The 16,282-nt window shown below is 58.2% G+C and carries 19 protein-coding genes; 6 read left to right on the top strand and 13 right to left on the bottom strand.

Annotated elements, in window-relative coordinates; genetic code table 11:
• The first annotated feature begins 52 nt into the window (after positions 1–52).
• On the top strand, positions 53–2,191 hold the full coding sequence (gene pta / locus AACV31_RS00695) for a phosphate acetyltransferase (protein WP_015741935.1): 2,139 nt from the start codon (positions 53–55) through the stop codon (positions 2,189–2,191).
• 67 nt (positions 2,192–2,258) lie between these two features.
• Here the strand turns inward: pta and AACV31_RS00690 are convergent, their stop codons facing one another.
• The gene (locus tag AACV31_RS00690) at positions 2,259–2,510 is read right to left on the bottom strand and encodes a DUF1158 domain-containing protein (protein WP_007762836.1); all 252 of its coding nucleotides are present in this window, start codon (positions 2,508–2,510) and stop codon (positions 2,259–2,261) included.
• Between the two features lie 68 nt (positions 2,511–2,578).
• A complete protein-coding gene (locus AACV31_RS00685) occupies positions 2,579–2,923 on the bottom strand; it encodes a RamA family antibiotic efflux transcriptional regulator (RefSeq protein ID WP_007700018.1) in 345 nt (114 codons plus the stop codon).
• A 278-nt stretch (positions 2,924–3,201) separates the two neighbouring features.
• Here AACV31_RS00685 and AACV31_RS00680 point away from each other — a divergent pair, with 278 nt between their 5' ends.
• Positions 3,202–3,783 carry a TetR/AcrR family transcriptional regulator gene (locus tag AACV31_RS00680; protein ID WP_075199648.1) on the top strand — a complete coding sequence of 194 codons (582 nt, stop codon included), beginning with the start codon at positions 3,202–3,204 and terminating at the stop codon, positions 3,781–3,783.
• Positions 3,784–3,840: 57 nt separating this feature from the next.
• Here AACV31_RS00680 and yfcD read toward each other — a convergent pair whose 3' ends face one another.
• From yfcD to yfcF, 3 genes are read right to left on the bottom strand one after another with little or no spacing between them, the layout of a single operon-like run.
• The gene (gene yfcD, locus AACV31_RS00675; protein ID WP_105538379.1) at positions 3,841–4,416 is read right to left on the bottom strand and encodes an NUDIX hydrolase YfcD; all 576 of its coding nucleotides are present in this window, start codon (positions 4,414–4,416) and stop codon (positions 3,841–3,843) included.
• 54 nt (positions 4,417–4,470) lie between these two features.
• Positions 4,471–5,022 (bottom strand): phosphodiesterase, encoded by a 552-nt coding sequence (yfcE, locus tag AACV31_RS00670; protein WP_075199650.1) that lies wholly within the window; start codon positions 5,020–5,022, stop codon positions 4,471–4,473.
• A 59-nt stretch (positions 5,023–5,081) separates the two neighbouring features.
• Entirely contained in the window at positions 5,082–5,726 is a 645-nt protein-coding gene (yfcF, locus tag AACV31_RS00665; RefSeq protein WP_165154834.1) for a glutathione transferase, read from the bottom strand.
• Between the two features lie 144 nt (positions 5,727–5,870).
• Here yfcF and yfcG point away from each other — a divergent pair, with 144 nt between their 5' ends.
• The 4 genes from yfcG (at position 5,871) to AACV31_RS00645 (ending at position 9,029) form a co-directional block, all read left to right on the top strand.
• Positions 5,871–6,497, top strand: a complete 627-nt coding sequence (gene yfcG / locus AACV31_RS00660; protein ID WP_165154836.1) for a GSH-dependent disulfide bond oxidoreductase — start codon at positions 5,871–5,873, stop codon at positions 6,495–6,497.
• Between the two features lie 153 nt (positions 6,498–6,650).
• A complete protein-coding gene (locus tag AACV31_RS00655; RefSeq protein WP_165154838.1) occupies positions 6,651–7,553 on the top strand; it encodes a TIGR01777 family oxidoreductase in 903 nt (300 codons plus the stop codon).
• Positions 7,554–7,693: 140 nt separating this feature from the next.
• Positions 7,694–8,398, top strand: a complete 705-nt coding sequence (locus tag AACV31_RS00650) for a DUF2384 domain-containing protein (RefSeq protein WP_105538382.1) — start codon at positions 7,694–7,696, stop codon at positions 8,396–8,398.
• Positions 8,391–9,029, top strand: a complete 639-nt coding sequence (locus tag AACV31_RS00645) for an RES family NAD+ phosphorylase (protein ID WP_075199654.1) — start codon at positions 8,391–8,393, stop codon at positions 9,027–9,029. The genes AACV31_RS00650 and AACV31_RS00645 overlap by 8 nt, the downstream gene beginning before the upstream one ends.
• A 33-nt stretch (positions 9,030–9,062) precedes the next feature.
• Here the strand turns inward: AACV31_RS00645 and hisP are convergent, their stop codons facing one another.
• From hisP to cvpA, 8 genes are all read right to left on the bottom strand, one after another.
• Positions 9,063–9,836, bottom strand: a complete 774-nt coding sequence (hisP, locus tag AACV31_RS00640) for a histidine ABC transporter ATP-binding protein HisP (RefSeq protein ID WP_007762855.1) — start codon at positions 9,834–9,836, stop codon at positions 9,063–9,065.
• Between the two features lie 10 nt (positions 9,837–9,846).
• Positions 9,847–10,563, bottom strand: a complete 717-nt coding sequence (locus tag AACV31_RS00635; protein WP_161588456.1) for an ABC transporter permease — start codon at positions 10,561–10,563, stop codon at positions 9,847–9,849.
• The gene (locus AACV31_RS00630; protein WP_165154840.1) at positions 10,560–11,246 is read right to left on the bottom strand and encodes a histidine ABC transporter permease HisQ; all 687 of its coding nucleotides are present in this window, start codon (positions 11,244–11,246) and stop codon (positions 10,560–10,562) included. The genes AACV31_RS00635 and AACV31_RS00630 overlap by 4 nt, the downstream gene beginning before the upstream one ends.
• Before the next feature lie 73 nt (positions 11,247–11,319).
• Positions 11,320–12,102, bottom strand: coding sequence for a histidine ABC transporter substrate-binding protein HisJ (gene hisJ / locus AACV31_RS00625; RefSeq protein ID WP_165154842.1), 783 nt, complete (start codon positions 12,100–12,102; stop codon positions 11,320–11,322).
• A gap of 235 nt (positions 12,103–12,337) precedes the next feature.
• Positions 12,338–13,120 (bottom strand): lysine/arginine/ornithine ABC transporter substrate-binding protein ArgT, encoded by a 783-nt coding sequence (gene argT, locus AACV31_RS00620; protein ID WP_105538387.1) that lies wholly within the window; start codon positions 13,118–13,120, stop codon positions 12,338–12,340.
• A gap of 278 nt (positions 13,121–13,398) precedes the next feature.
• The gene (locus AACV31_RS00615; RefSeq protein WP_165154844.1) at positions 13,399–13,968 is read right to left on the bottom strand and encodes a UbiX family flavin prenyltransferase; all 570 of its coding nucleotides are present in this window, start codon (positions 13,966–13,968) and stop codon (positions 13,399–13,401) included.
• A 111-nt stretch (positions 13,969–14,079) separates the two neighbouring features.
• Complete coding sequence (purF, locus tag AACV31_RS00610; RefSeq protein WP_075199655.1) at positions 14,080–15,597, bottom strand: amidophosphoribosyltransferase; 1,518 nt, start codon at positions 15,595–15,597, stop codon at positions 14,080–14,082.
• Between the two features lie 39 nt (positions 15,598–15,636).
• Positions 15,637–16,122, bottom strand: coding sequence for a colicin V production protein (gene cvpA / locus AACV31_RS00605; RefSeq protein WP_004386645.1), 486 nt, complete (start codon positions 16,120–16,122; stop codon positions 15,637–15,639).
• Positions 16,123–16,282 lie beyond the last annotated feature (160 nt).

Here is a 16,282-nt window from a genome sequence, read left to right as displayed (position 1 = left end):
GTTTTATGTGGTGCCAGCCGCGCGGCTGGCTGCAACAAAAAGAGGATAAACCGTGTCCCGTATCATTATGCTTATTCCTACCGGAACCAGCGTCGGCCTGACCAGCGTCAGCCTCGGCGTGATCCGCGCTATGGAACGTAAAGGCGTTCGTCTGAGCGTCTTCAAACCTATCGCCCAACCTCGTACTGGCGGCGATACGCCGGACCAGACCACGACCATCGTGCGCGCAAACACCAATCTGCCAGCCGCTGAACCGCTGCGCATGAGCCACGTCGAGTCGCTGCTCTCCAGCAACCAGAAAGACGTGCTGATGGAAGAGATCATCGCTCGCTTCCATGAAAACACCAAAGATGCAGAAGTGGTGCTGGTGGAAGGCCTGGTGCCGACCCGTAAGCATCAGTTCGCCCAGTCGCTGAACTATGAAATCGCGAAGACCCTGAACGCGGAAATCGTGTTCGTCATGTCTCAGGGCACCGATACCCCGGAACAGCTGAAAGAGCGTATCGAACTGACCCGCAGCAGCTTCGGCGGCAGCAAAAACGCCAACATCACCGGCGTTATCGTCAACAAACTGAACGCGCCAGTGGATGAGCAGGGCCGTACGCGTCCGGATCTCTCCGAGATTTTCGACGACTCCACCAAAGCGAAAATCATCAACATCGACGCGCAGCATCTGCAGGCCATCAGCCCGCTGCCGGTACTTGGCGCGGTGCCGTGGAGCTTTGATCTGATAGCCACCCGCGCTATCGACATGGCCCGTCACCTGAACGCGACTATCGTCAACGAAGGCGATATCAAAACCCGCCGCGTGAAGTCTGTGACGTTCTGCGCGCGCAGCATTCCGCACATGCTGGAACACTTCCGTCCGGGCTCTCTGCTGGTGACCTCCGCGGATCGTCCGGATGTGTTAGTGGCCGCCTGCCTTGCCGCGATGAATGGCGTAGAAATCGGCGCCATCCTGCTGACCGGCGGTTATGAAATGGACGAGCGCATCAACAAGCTGTGTGAACGCGCTTTCGCCACCGGCCTGCCGGTCTTTATGGTGAACACCAACACCTGGCAGACCTCGCTCAGCCTGCAGAGCTTCAACCTTGAAGTGCCGGCAGACGACCATGAGCGTATCGAAAAAGTGCAGGAATATGTGGCAAGCCACGTCAGCGCCGAGTGGATCGACTCCCTGACCGCCACGTCCGAGCGCAGCCGTCGTCTCTCTCCGCCGGCATTCCGCTACCAGTTGACCGAGCTTGCGCGTAAAGCGGGCAAACGCGTCGTGCTGCCGGAAGGCGACGAACCGCGTACCGTGAAAGCGGCGGCCATCTGCGCCGAGCGCGGCATCGCGACCTGCGTGCTGCTGGGTAACCCGGACGAAATCAGCCGCGTGGCGGCCGCACAGGGCGTAGAACTGGGCACCGGCATCGAAATCGTCGATCCGGAAGTGGTGCGTGAAAGCTACGTGGCGCGTCTGGTTGAGCTGCGTAAGAGCAAAGGTATGACCGAAGCGGTCGCCCGCGAACAGCTGGAAGATAACGTGGTGCTCGGCACGCTGATGCTGGAGCAGGACGAAGTCGACGGTCTGGTATCCGGTGCGGTACACACCACCGCGAACACCATCCGTCCGCCGCTGCAGCTCATCAAAACGGCGCCGGGCAGCTCGCTGGTCTCCTCCGTGTTCTTCATGCTGCTGCCGGAACAGGTTTACGTTTACGGCGACTGCGCGATCAACCCGGATCCGACCGCAGAACAGCTGGCCGAAATCGCGATTCAGTCCGCCGATTCCGCTGCCGCTTTCGGCATCGAACCGCGCGTGGCGATGCTCTCCTACTCCACCGGCAACTCCGGTGCGGGCAGCGATGTAGAAAAAGTGCGTGAAGCCACCAAACTGGCGCAGGAAAAACGCCCGGATCTGGTTATCGACGGCCCGCTGCAGTATGACGCCGCCGTTATGGCTGACGTAGCGAAATCCAAAGCGCCGAACTCGCCGGTTGCAGGCCGCGCTACCGTGTTCATCTTCCCGGATCTGAACACCGGTAACACCACGTACAAAGCGGTACAGCGTTCTGCCGACCTGATCTCCATCGGGCCGATGCTGCAGGGTATGCGCAAACCGGTTAACGACCTCTCCCGCGGCGCGCTGGTTGACGATATCGTCTACACCATCGCACTGACGGCGATTCAGGCGTCACAGCAGTAATTACTGCCAGCAAGAAAGCAAAAGGCCGCGCGATGCGGCCTTTTTTAATTCTGCCCTTTCGGCGCGCTTATGCACGCTCCAGCGAAAACCAGCGCCGCCATACGAAGCGAATGACGTAATACTCCACCGCGCCGAGCAGTAAAAACCAGATGCAGAAAATAATGGTATAGAGCTGGTTAAGATCGACCAGATGGAACATGGTCATCAGGTGTTGCGCCAGCGTCAGCGTGAGTCTCGGGGCCGGCAGCAGCAGGCAGGAGAGAAACGCCAGCAGCAGAATGCCGCCAGCCGTGATCAGCGTTTCAAGAGGATGCTTCATGAGAGGCTTTCGGTCTGTTCAAAAGCGCATTGTCAGGGAATTCGACGCGCTATGCAAACCGCGCGCCCTCAGTGGTTCGTCGGAGCGTCGCCCTGCTTGCGCCATGTGCCCGGCGACATCTGAAATTTACGCGTGAACAGGCGCGTGAAAGTCTGCTGGGAATCAAACCCATATTTCATGGAGATATCGAGCACGCGATCGTTAGTTGCTCGCAGATCCTGCGCCGCCAGACGCAGCTTTTTCTCCCGGATGTAGCGCCCGATGCTCTCCCCTTTGTGGTGATGGAAAAGCCGTTGCAAATGCCATTTGGAATAGCCCGCGTGGCGCGCAATATCATCAATGCGCAACGGCTTGTGAAGATTGTCATCAATCCAGTCAGTCAGCGTTTCAATAACCTGAGCGGGAAGTTCCATAGAATCCCTCCAGTTGTGGTAATCGCAGTGATATTTCAGGCGTTCGCCTGCCCTGAATTCCGGCTCGGATGAGCGCCTCGCTCATTTTCCAGGCGCAAAAAGCCTGCACGCGGCGCAGTGAAAATACTGGCCAGCGAAACTTGATAATGAGTGAGTAAACACTCATTATAGGAATGTAAGTCGATTCGTCAACTCTGTTTTTGTCCTGTGATCGCAAGCCTTGCAGCGGATCGGCGAGTCATGATTCAATCTGCCCTTTTTACAGGAGAGCAAAGCCCGTGGCGCGTCCCCGCAGTGAAGATAAAAGAATGGCGATTCTGGAAGCCGCCACCGAAGCGATAGCCGAGGCGGGTCTTGGCGCGTCAACCGCGCTTATCGCACGTAAAGCGGGGGTGGCTGAAGGCACCGTGTTTCGCTACTTCGCCTCCAAGGACGATCTCTATAACGCGCTCTATGTCCATCTGAAGCAAGATTTCTGCCGCTCGATGATAGGCAAGCTCAACAGTAACAGCGATCACCGAGAAAATATCCGGCACGTCTGGAACAGCTTTATCGAGTGGGGACTGACCAAACCGGAAGCGAACCTGGCCGTACGTAAGCTCGAAGTCAGCAGCCGTATTACCGACGAAAGCGAGAAGCTCGTCACCGATATCTACCCGGAGCTGCATGACCTGTGCGAAAAGTGTATTTCGCCGCTATTCCGCTCCGGGGAGTTTCGCGCATTTGGCGATGAAATCTTCTTTGCGCTGGCGCAGACGACCATGGATTTCGCCACGCGCGAACCGGCGCGTTCTGACGAATTTAAAGCGGTGGGATTTGATACGTTGTGGCGCGCGATGTGCGACAACCAACAGGCGTAAGCTAACGCCGTAAAAACCGCCCCGCGCGTCATACTGACCATCGCGGGGCCGCGGCGCTTAGCTAAGCGAGGCGTTTTTCTCTTCCTGCTCTTTCTCTTTACTGTGACCGCTGCTCTCCTGCCCGGCGTTACGACTCAGCCAGAGCGAAAGCGCTTTTAGCGTATCCGGCGTAAATTCATCGCAGCGCGCCGTTATCTCTTCCGGCTCCATCCAGCAGACGTCGCTGATTTCGCTCTCCTGCAGCGCGAACGGACCGTGGGAGACGCAGCTGAACAGCCCGCCCCAGACGCGGCAATGCTCATCTTCAAAGTAGAACTGTCCATGCTCGGCGAAAGGTACGCCCGCGATGCCCAACTCCTCTTCCGCCTCGCGACGCGCGCTCTCAAGCAGCGCTTCGCCCGCCTGCACAACGCCGCCTGCGGTGGCGTCAAGCATGCCCGGCATAAAGTCTTTAATATCGGTGCGGCGCTGCACCAGGATTTTGCCCATGCCATCATGCACCACGATATAGGTCGCGCGGTGACGCAGACGTTCAGCGCGCATCTGCGCCCGGCTGGACTGCGCTATCACCTCATTGTCTTCACTGACAATGTCCACCCATTCCATGTCTGCCAAATGATTCTGCTCCACCATCAGGAAACCTTCTTCAATAAGCGCTCTTACGGCGCGTTCTGGTTGTTCGGTAAATTAAGGGGAAATCGCAATCTGTGCAATAACCTGCGAGGTTTCCAGGGTGATTACGCTCAGCGTATCGTCATTTAAGAACCCATAGCTTGCAGGGTACCCGCCTTTCGGCATGCTGACGGAGCCCGGATTAAAGTGGATCTGCTCGCCGTGGCGCGCGGCCACCGGAATATGCGTGTGCCCGTAAACCAGCACATCGCCTGCGGCCAGCGGCGGCAGGTTATCGGGACTGTAGAGATGACCGTGCGTCAAAAAGAGCCGCTGTTTCGCCAGCAGCACCTGCTGCCAGGGCGCGGTGATGGGGAATTCCAACAGCATCTGGTCGACTTCGCTGTCGCAGTTGCCACGCACCGCGATAATGCGGTCAGCCACGGTGTTAAGCCGTTTCGCCACCTCGCCCGGCGCATAGCCCTCCGGCAGCGGGTTGCGCGGCCCATGATTTAAAAAATCCCCCAGCAATACCAGCCAGCGGGCGTCGCTGTCGGCAAAGCGCGCCAGCAGAAGCTCCGTGGCAGGCAGCGAGCCGTGAATATCCGAAGCAAACATCAGCTTCATTACTCACCTTCCGAATGAAAATTGTGGTGCACGCATGATAACGGATCGCGCCGGGCTTATCAGCCCGCACGCCTGGCAGAAAGTGCGATATAACGCTGCACCGACGCCCGCTGCCACTGGAATGCCGCGTAGTCGGCAAGGGCTTCCGGCACCGGATCGCCATGCATCGCCAGACGGTTAATCATCAGCGCCAGATCGGTATCGGCGAGCGACCATTCACCAAAGAGATTTTGTTGCCCGTGCGAGAGTAACGCCTGCGCGCACGCGATGAGCTTATCCGCCGCCGCCTGACCGTCGGCGCTCAACGGCGCATAGCGGGCCGCGCCGAAGATAACGTCGGTCGGGCGTTCAGACCGCAGCGGTCCCAGATCGCTGCGCAGCCACGCCTGCACCTGACGGGCGCGGGCGCGCTTTTCAAGCTCATGCGGATAGAGGCGCTCCCACACCGGCGGCGCGAAACGCTCTTCGAGATATTCCGTAATCGCCGACGATTCGCTCAGCGCGAAATCGTCAATCACCAGCAACGGCACCCGGCGCGTTAAGGCAAAGCCCTGCCAGTCGGCCTGTAAATGCTCTCCGCGGGATAAATCGCGCGTTTGTAGCTGAAACCGCAGGCCTTTTTCCTGAAGCGCCACCCATACGGACATCACATACGGGCTAAAGAAACTGGCATCGGACCAAAGCGTAATGACGGGCTGCGACATGGCTTTTCTCATCTCTGATGGCGGATAGCTAAAACTATACCGTAAACCGTTTTCTGTCATGCCGCAGAATATGGGGGCCGCCGCATTATTCACCAAACCGCCTATACTTTGAGCACGCTGAACCCCCTTCAAAAGGACGCTGTCATGCTGGATCTCTACTACGCCCCGACGCCGAACGGTCATAAAGTTACGCTGTTTCTTGAAGAGGCCGGGCTGGAGTATCGTCTCCACCGCGTTGACATCAGCAAGGGCGAGCAGTTTAAGCCGGAGTTTCTCGCCATTGCCCCGAACAATAAAATCCCCGCCATTATCGACCATGCGCCGTCCGACGGCGGCCCGCCGCTGAGCCTGTTTGAATCGGGCGCGATTTTGCTCTACCTCGCCGATAAAAGCGGAAAACTGCTGAGCGGCGAGCTGCGCGAGCGCCAGATAGCGTTACAGTGGCTCTTCTGGCAGGTAGCCGGTTTCGGGCCGATGCTCGGTCAGAACCACCACTTTAACCATTTCGCGCCGCAGGCGGTGCCTTACGCTATTGAACGGTATCAGGTGGAAACGCAGCGCCTGTATGGCGTACTGAATAAGCGGCTGGAGAAGTGTCCGTGGCTCGGCGGCGAGCGTTACAGCGTCGCGGATATCGCGACGTATCCGTGGGTGGTGTCCCATGAGCGCCAGCGCATCGACCTCGACAACTTCCCGGCGGTCAGCAACTGGTATGAGCGCATTAAAAACCGCCCGGCAACCGAACGCGCGTATCAGCTCGCCAACAGTTAAAAGACGCAGAGAGCTGATAACCGCTTCTCTTTACAGGACAATATCGCCCGGCGTGCTCAATATCGCAGGCAATCGCCGCCGGGTCGCCTATGCTGAAGAAAAGGCAACATCACTTCATGCGCGGGCGGCGCAACACGCACGCAGGAGGCAATTATGGAGATTCTGGTAACGGGCGGCACCGGGCTGATTGGCCGCACGCTGACATCACGCCTGCTGGCGTTAGGCCATCACGTTACGGTCGTGACCCGCAACCCCGATAGCGCCCGCGCGCGGCTCGATGCCGGCGTCACGCTGACACCGGGGCTGGATCACTTCAGCAATCTCGACGCTTTCGACGCGGTTATCAATCTCGCGGGCGAACCCATTGCCGATAAACGCTGGACGGCGGCGCAAAAAGAGCGGTTGTGTCAGAGCCGCTGGCAGATAACCCAGCGACTGGTGGCGCTGATGGCGGCCGGCAGCGAACCGCCTGCCGTCTTTCTCTCCGGCTCAGCGGTAGGCTATTACGGCGATCTCGGCGAGGTGGTGGCTGCGGAAGATGAGCCGCCGCACAGCGAATTTACCCATAAACTCTGCGCCCGCTGGGAGCAGATAGCCGAAGGCGCGCAAAGCGATAAGACCCGCGTCTGCCTGCTGCGCACCGGCGCGGTCCTGGCGCCGGACGGCGGCATGATGAGCAAGCTGCTGCCGCTCTTTCGTTTAGGCCTTGGCGGGCCGATAGGCAGCGGTCGCCAGTATCTCTCATGGATACATATCGACGACATGGTAAACGCGATTATCTGGCTGCTGGATAACGATCTGCGCGGGCCGTTTAATATGGTGGCCCCTTACCCGGTGCGCAACGAGCGTTTTGCTCACGCACTCGGCCATGCGCTGCATCGCCCCGCGTTTATGCGCGCCCCGGCGACTGCCGTGCGCCTGCTGATGGGCGAATCCGCCGTCCTGGTGCTGGGCGGCCAGCGCGCGCTGCCGAAACGTCTTGAGGAGTCGGGCTTCGGTTTCCGCTGGTTCGATTTAGAAGAGGCGCTGGGGGATATCGCCGCGCGAGCTCGCTAACCTTTTACACTCGCTTCGCGGGCAGCCACACCGCCCGCGCCACGCTATTTTCCCGTTCTTTGTCCCGCCGCTGGCTTTCCCTGACCTGGTTGCGTTATAATCAATATCACGAATATCATTTATATCACGAAGGGGGCGCTATGACTTCTCGTCCACGCCACGCAAAACTGAAAGAGTATCCGCTGGAGGTCAGCGTCGAGTTTGTCGACGTCGGGCATCTGGTGACGTCCCTTCATGAGACACCCGCGCCCTGGGGACACATTCAGCTTTCGGATATCCCCGGTGAAGACGCCGGGCGCTACCTGATGCTGAAAATGCCGGACGATGTCGACGAAGAGACGATGGATAACGATCTGCGACTCGCCATTGTCAGCGCCGTGACGGCCGTGTCGCAAATGAAGCGCGCCGGGCAGAGCGGTGAGCCCGCGCATGCCGCGCCGTTGCAGGCCCGGAACCGCGAGCGGCTCGACGCGCTGCGCCAGACCGTGCTTGACGAAAGCCGGTGGCTTTCCGCCGGTGAAGTGAGCCTTGCGGCAGGCGCGGCGCTGAAAAACCCGAGCGCGACGGCGAACCGCTGGAAGCAGGCAGGTAAAGTGTTCGCCCTGCCGGTCAATGGCAAAGACCGCTATCCCGCCTGGGCGTTTGACGAGGGCGGTCAGCCGCTGCCGTCGCTCAAATCTATCCTTGCGCTGTTTCGCGAGAAAACGCCCTGGACTATCGCGCTCTGGTTTCATTCACCCAATGCCTGGCTTGGCGGCGAAAAACCCAAAGACCGGCTGAAAGCCGATCCGCAGGCGGTGCTGGACGCCGCAAAGGCGGAAGCCGAGGGGCCGATGCATGGCTGATGTCAGGGATGAACGCCTGCCTGCGCCGCCTGCGGATATGCAGGTGCCGCGCGTTACGGTGTGGCCCGCAGGGAAGCGGATAGTTCGCGTGCACAGCCGCCAGTTTGCGGGCGATGCCTTTAACCCCGGCTACGGGAACGCGCGTTTCAGCCCGCTGCAGCGCGCCGACGGTCGCCTCATTCCCACGCTTTATGGCGGTATCGACGCCGAAGTGGCGATCATGGAATCGCTGTTTCATGATGTGCCGAAAGACGCGTCCGGCGCGAGCTTCGATCTGCATAAAGCCCATGATCTTTACATCAGCACGTTAACGCCGGAGGCGGCGCTTGAACTGGCGAATCTGACGCCGGTGCTGCTGCGCCGCTGGGGCGTCACACAGGCGGCGCTGACCGCCAGCTCCCCGCGCCTCTACCCGCAGACGCGCCTGTGGGCAGCCGCTATTCATGCCGCGAATCCGCGCCTTCACGGCATTAGCTGGGCGTCACGCCAGCACGGCGGTAAGGCGCTGATGTTATTCGGGGATCGTATCCGCACGCTCAAGCTGCATGAGAGCCTGCCGCTGACGCAGGGGGCGCTGACCGACATTTACCGGCTGGCCGAAGAGATGGGATTGGTACTGATAGACCACTAAGCGCGACCGGCGTCCCTGCCGGTCAGTGTTGCGTTACTTCAGCGAGCCTTTCAAAAACTGCTGCAGGCGCGGGCTTTGCGGGTTATTAAAGAGCGCGTCCGGCGGCCCTTCCTCTTCGATTTTGCCCTGATGCAGGAAAATCACATGCGAGGAAACGTGGCGGGCAAATTCCATTTCATGCGTCACCACGACCATCGTTTTGCCCTCTTCGGCGAGCTTCTGCATGATGCGCAGCACTTCGCCCACCAGCTCTGGATCCAGCGCGGAGGTCGGTTCGTCGAACAGTAAAACATCCGGCTCCATCGCCAGCGCGCGGGCAATCGACACACGCTGCTGCTGGCCGCCGGAGAGATGCACCGGGTATTTGCCCTGCGCGCGCTCATCGATGCCCACTTTGGCGAGGTATTTCAGCGCCCGCTCGCGCGCATCCTGTTTGCTTAAACCCAGCACCTGAATCGGCGCTTCCATGACGTTCTCCAGCACCGTCATATGGCTCCACAGGTTAAAGTGCTGAAACACCATCGTCAGGCGCGTGCGCAAAAGGCGTAGCTGATTTTTATCCGCCACCTTAAGCTGGCCGTCTTTATCGCGCACCAGCGTGATGTTCTGGTTATTCACCACGATAGTGCCTTCGCTGGGCTTTTCCAGGAAGTTGATGCAGCGCAGGAAGGTGCTCTTGCCGGAGCCGGAAGAGCCGATAATGCTGATGACATCACCGGCGTTCGCCTTCAGCGACACCCCTTTTAGCACTTCATGTTCGCCGTAGCGCTTGTGCAGATCGGTAACGTTTAATTTATTTTCAGACATGCGTAGCCACTCAGTGCGTTGAAGCCGGTTTCAGGTGCCGCAGCCAGCGCTTTTCCGCCTTGCGGAACAGGCTTATCAGCACATAAGAGATAATCAGGTACAGCACTGCCGCAATGCCAAACGCCGTAAACGGCTGGTAGGTGGCGGCGTTAATGTCGCGGGCGATCTTCAGCAGATCCGGCACGGTCGCGGTAAACGCCAGCGCCGTGGAGTGCAGCATCAGGATCACCTCATTGCTGTAGGCAGGCAGCGCGATGCGCAGCGCCGACGGCAGAATAATGCAGCGGTACATTTTAAAACGAGAAAAGCCATAAGCGCGCGCCGCCTCGATCTCGCCGTGCGGCACCGCGCGAATGGCGCCCGCGAAAATCTCGGTGGTGTAGGCGCAGGTGTTGAGCGTCAGCGCCAGCACGGTGCAGTTCAGACCGCTGCGGAAAAACTCATTGAGTAATGGCGTGCCTTTCACCACCTCCAGCGTATACATGCCGGAGTAGAACACCAGTAATTGCACATAGAGGGGCGTGCCGCGAAAAATATAGGTAAACAGCCAGATGGGAAACCAGACCACTTTATTTTCCGAGACGCGGCCAATGGCGAGAAAAAGCGCCAGCACGCCGCCCATCACCACCGAGGCGATAAGCAGCCAGAGCGTAATCGCCACACCCGTGAAGCGATAGCCGTCGGTCCACAGCAGGGATTTCCAGTACTCCTGAATAATCTCTATCACAGGTCAGCCCTCTTCACGCCCACGGTATAGCGGCGCTCAAGCAGTAGCAGAACGCCATTCGAGAGCGTGGTAAACACCAGATAAATCAGCCCGCAGACAATCGCGAAGTAAAACGGCTGCCAGGTGCTTTTCCCGGCAAGCTGCGTCGCCTTCACGACATCCTCCAGCCCCAGCAGCGACACCAGCGCGGTCGCTTTTAAAATCACCTGCCAGTTATTGCCGATGCCCGGCAGCGCATAGCGCATCATCGTGGGAAAGAGAATGCGGCGGAAGGTTTGCGCGCCGGTAAAACCAAATGCGGTGGCCGCTTCGATATGGCCTCTTGGCACGGCGAGAAACGCGCCGCGGAAGGTTTCGGTGAAATAGGCGCCGTAGATAAACCCCAGCGTGATGATGCCCGCAATCATTGGGTCGATATCAAACTGGCTGAACCCCAGCGCGTCGGTAACGCTATTGAGCGCAATCTGCAAACCGTAAAAAATCAGCAGCATCAGGACGAGATCGGGCACGCCGCGAATCAGCGTCGTATACGCTTCAAAAACTAGCGCCAGCGGGCGGTTGCGTGAGAGCTTCGCCCCTGCGCCGACCAGCCCAATCGCCACCGAAAGAACCACGGCGCTGAGCGCCAGCTCCAGGGTGACGAGCGCGCCCTGAAGGATTACCTGTGAAAACCCATACAGCATGGTGACTTATCCTGTACTCAGCGTGCGCACGGCCCATCGGCGCCCCGCGGGGCGCCGTGCAAACGCGTGCGGATTAATCGCCGTAGACGTTGAAATCGAAATACTTTTTGGCCAGCTTCTCGTAGGTGCCGTCGGCGCGCATCTCTGCAAACGCCTTGTTCAGCGCCTCGCGCAGTTCGTTATCCTCTTTACGAACGCCCATGCCGGTGCCGACGCCAAAGAGTTTTTCATCTTTAATCGACGGGCCGCCGAACTGATAGCCCTTGCCCACCGGCTGCTTCAGAAAGCCTTCGCTGGCGGCCACTTCATCCTGAAACGCGGCGTCGATACGGCCTGCGGTCAGGTCGGAGTAGATATTGTCCTGCCCCTGGTAAGAGACAATTTCCACGCCCTTAGGCGCCCAGTGCACGTTGCCGTAGGTTTCCTGGGTGGTGCCCTGCAATACGCCCACGCGTTTGCCTTTCAGCGACTCAAGCGTCGGCTGGACAGGCGAGCCTTTCGCCACAACCAGGCGCGAATCCGCCGCATAGAGTTTGTCGGTAAAACCAATCTCCTGCTGGCGCTTTTCGGTAATCGACAGCGACGACATAATTGCGTCGATTTTCTTCGCTTTGAGAGAGGGGATCAGCGCGTCGAGCGGCTGTTCGATGAAAGAACATTGCGTCTGGATGCGTTTGCACAGTTCTTTGGCCAGATCGATGTCGAAACCGACGAGCTCGCCCTGCGCGTTTTTCGATTCAAACGGCGCATAGGTGGGATCGGTGCCGATACGTAAATGCTGCGGAATTGCTGCGAAAGCCCCAGAAATGCTGGACAGCGCCAGCCCCAGAGAAAGTGCTAACAGCCTTTTTTTCATAACTATCCTCATCAGACGCGCATATTTAAATGTCAGGCGGAAAAACTGCACTTATCGTGCCATCACTGCCGCCTCGTAATCAAAACTTTATGCGTGCTGAGATAGATTTATTTTCATTCTTCGTGCTTAGAAATGCGCTTATGCCCTTTTATGGTGCATAAGACGCACTATTTTGCGTCACGCCAGCCAGGCACGCACTATTGTGGTGACCGGCTGGCGAAAAGGTGACAGACGGTCAGTCGCCATAGACGTTAAAGTCGAAATATTTCTTCGCCATTTTGTCGTAGGTGCCATCTTTGCGGATTTCGCCGAGCGCTTTGTCGAACGCCGCTTTCAGCTCGGCGTCATCTTTGCGCAGACCCACGCCGGTGCCGTCGCCGAAGTAATTTTTATCTTTTACCGACGGGCCGGCAAACGCGTACTCTTTCCCGGCAGGCTGTTTAAGAAAGCCTTCGCTGGCCGCCACTTCATCCTGGAGCGCCGCATCCAGACGACCGGCGGAGAGATCGGAGTAAATCAAATCCTGGTTCTGGTACGCCACCACATCAACGCCCTTGCCGCGCCATTTCTCATTCGCGTAGGCTTCCTGGGTTGAGCCCTGAAGCACGCCAACATGTTTGCCTTTCAGCGATTCAATGGTTGGCTGAATGGTCGCGCCTTTGGCGGCGATCAGGCGGGAATCGGCGGCGTAGAGCTTGTCAGAGAAGGCGATCTCTTTCTGGCGCTTTTCGGTAATCGAGAGCGAAGAGATAATCGCGTCGATTTTTTTCGCCTTCAGCGACGGGATCAGCGAATCGAAATCGCTGCCGACCCAGGTGCATTTCACCTGCATGCGTTTACACATCTCGTTGCCGAGATCGATATCAAACCCGACAAAATCGCCTTTGGCGTCTTTTGAGGAAAACGGCGCGTAAGTGGCATCCGTACCAATGCGCACCGTCTGGGGCAGCGCGGCGAAAACGCTGGCGCTGGTGGAAAGGCCAAGCAGTAAGGAGAACGCGAGCACCTTCTTCTTCATACATTACCCTCAAGTTTTCTGATTTTATTATCTGTTGCGTTGTGTGTTGCAACCAGACGTTGCACTTCCCATGCCAGCTTTACGCGACCGCGCGTGCCGACTGGATTTGTTAAAAAATGGTTGCAATGAAGTTGTGTGAATGAAAGATAGCACTCCGCACAGCAGACGCTGAGCGTGAAATGGCAAAAGGCGGGATTAAATGTCGAGGATATGATCGCGCTTGCAGAATTGCCCCAAAATGAGGCGCCGCGCTGCGCTTTGCCTCACCGTGGCGCGCGTTACGCGCCGGGCCAGCGGGTGAAGAGGTCGGCGGGCAGCGTGATATCAAGCTGATCGAGCGCGCGGTTTACCGTCTGGTTAATCACGTCATCCAGCGTCTGCGGGCGATGATAAAACGCAGGCATGGGCGGCATAATAATCGCCCCGAGTTCCGCCGCCTGGGTCATCAGGCGCAGATGGCCGAGATGCAGCGGCGTTTCACGCACGCATAGCACCAGCCGACGTCGCTCTTTCAACACTACATCCGCCGCACGGGTCAGCAGGCCGTCGGTATAGCTGTTCACGATGCCGGAGAGCGTTTTAATCGAACACGGCAGGATAATCATTCCGTCGGTTTTAAACGAGCCGGAGGAGACGCTGGCGGCGATATCGCGCGCGTCGTGGTTCACGTCGGCCAGCGCCTGTACGTCGCGCACGCTCATGTCCGTTTCCAGCGCCAGCGTCTGGCGCGCCGCCTGGCTCATGATGAGATGCGTTTCCACATCCGGCACGGCGCGCAGCGTCTGCAACAGCCGGATGCCGTAAATCGCGCCGCTGGCGCCAGAGATGCCGACAATGATTTTTTTCATGGAGTTATCTGGAAAAGGAGCACTGAGCGAGACTTTGCCGCAAGACGCGGCGAGATGCAAACGGGGATTTCGCCCCTCGCGTTGCGCAAGGGGCGACGGCACGCAGGAAGGTTAGCCTTCGTTGTGCATTTCTAAGTTTTCAACTTCGTTCTGGCGCATTACCGCTTTGGCGTCGTCGTTACGCAGAGATTCGAGGTATTCCAGGTACTGGTGATCGACATCTTTGGTGACGTAAACGCCGTTAAAGACCGAACATTCGAACTGCTGAATATCCGGATTCTCGGCGCGCACGGCTTCAATGAGGTCGTCGAGATCCTGGAAAATCAGGCCGTCAGCGCCGATGATCTGGCGGATTTCGTCCACTTCGCGGCCGTGAGCGATAAGCTCGTTGGCGCTCGGCATGTCGATACCGTAAACGTTCGGGAAGCGAATTTCCGGCGCGGCAGAGGCCAGATAGACTTTCTTCGCCCCCGCCTCGCGGGCCATCTCGATAATCTGCTCGGACGTGGTGCCGCGCACGATGGAATCATCGACCAGCAGCACATTTTTATCGCGGAACTCGGCGCGGTTGGCGTTGAGTTTGCGGCGCACCGACTTACGACGCAGATGCTGGCCCGGCATGATAAAGGTACGGCCGACGTAGCGGTTTTTCACAAAACCCTGGCGGTAGGGTTTGTTGAGAATACGCGCAATCTCAAGCGCGATATCGCAGGAGGTTTCCGGAATCGGGATCACCACGTCGATATCCAGGTCTTCCCATTCGCGGGCGATTTTCTCGCCGAGCTTTTTACCCATTTCCACGCGGGCGCTGTACACGGAAATCTTGTCGATAAAGGAGTCCGGGCGCGCGAAGTACACATATTCAAACAGGCACGGGTTGCTGACCGGGTTATCGGCGCACTGGCGGGTGAACAGCTGGCCTTTTTCGCTGATGTACACCGCTTCGCCAGGGGCGACATCGCGCAGGAATTCAAAGCCCAGCGTATCAAGCGCCACGCTCTCGGAGGCCACCATGTATTCGGCGCGGCCGTTGCCGGCGTCGCGCTTGCCAAGCACCAGCGGGCGGATGCCGTTAGGATCTCGGAACGCCACCATGCCGTGGCCGATAATCATCGCCACACACGCGTAAGCGCCGCGGATCAGGCGGTTCATCGACGCGATGGCCGCGAAGATGTTGTCCGCTTCCAGCGGGTAGTGACGGAAGTTATCCAGCTCGCTGGCGAAAATATTGAGCAGGATTTCAGAATCTGAGGTGGTATTGATATGACGGCGCTTCTCTTCAAAGAGCATTTTGCGCAGTTCATGGGCGTTCGTCAGGTTGCCGTTATGGGCAAGCGTAATGCCGTAGGGCGAGTTCACATAGAACGGCTGGGCTTCAGAGGCGCTGGAGCTGCCTGCTGTCGGGTAGCGCACATGACCAATACCCATATTACCCTGCAGACGCTGCATGTGGCGGGCTTCGAATACATCATTCACCAGGCCGTTCGCTTTACGCAGACGGAAGCAATTATTCGCATCGATGGTGATGATGCCTGCGGCATCCTGCCCGCGGTGCTGAAGCACCGATAACGCGTCATAAATCGACTGGTTGACCGGCATAACACCGGCGATCCCGACAATACCGCACATGTTGTCTTTTCCTCAATTCAAAGACCGCCCCCGGCACGATTACCGGGGCAGGAAACTTGACGAGCTTTGCAGATAGTCAAAGAACCATCTGATGATGAAACTGAACTGTGGGATGAGCTGCGACTTTTGCCAGTCCTCGCTTTTGGACAGGCCCGTGAAGGTATCAAGAAAGAACAGAATGGCGGCGACAATCAGCACGCCTCGCAAGGCGCCGAAACAGATCCCCAACACCCTGTCTGTACCCGACAGGCCGGTTTTCTCCACCAGCGCGCCAATCACATAGTTGACTATCGCACCGACGATAAGCGTCGCGATAAACAGCACCGCGATAGCAATCCCATTACGTACCAGTTCGTCTTCAAAGCCGGTGAACCAGACTGCCAGGTAAGTGTAGTAATGACTGGCGACAAAGAAAGCGCAGCCCCAGGTGACCAGCGACAGCGCCTCTCTCACGAACCCGCGGATGAGGCTGACCAGGCACGAGAAACCCACTACTGCAATGATGGCGTAATCTATCCAGACCATGAATGTGTCCCACGATAAAACGCCCTGACATCCGGTTCGGGGCGCATTCTAACAGAAAAAGAAAACGTTTGCGTAGGGATTTCCTTTCCACGCGTTAATAAAAAATGGCGTTGAAAAAATCTTCAACGCCATCCGTCCGTTACGCCCGCGGGCGTTAAAA

Origin of the sequence: Cronobacter sp. EKM101R (assembly GCF_963888145.1) — a bacterium.
Classification (GTDB): Bacteria; Pseudomonadota; Gammaproteobacteria; order Enterobacterales; family Enterobacteriaceae; genus Cronobacter; species Cronobacter turicensis.
This window is presented reverse-complemented; position numbering and strand designations above follow the sequence as displayed.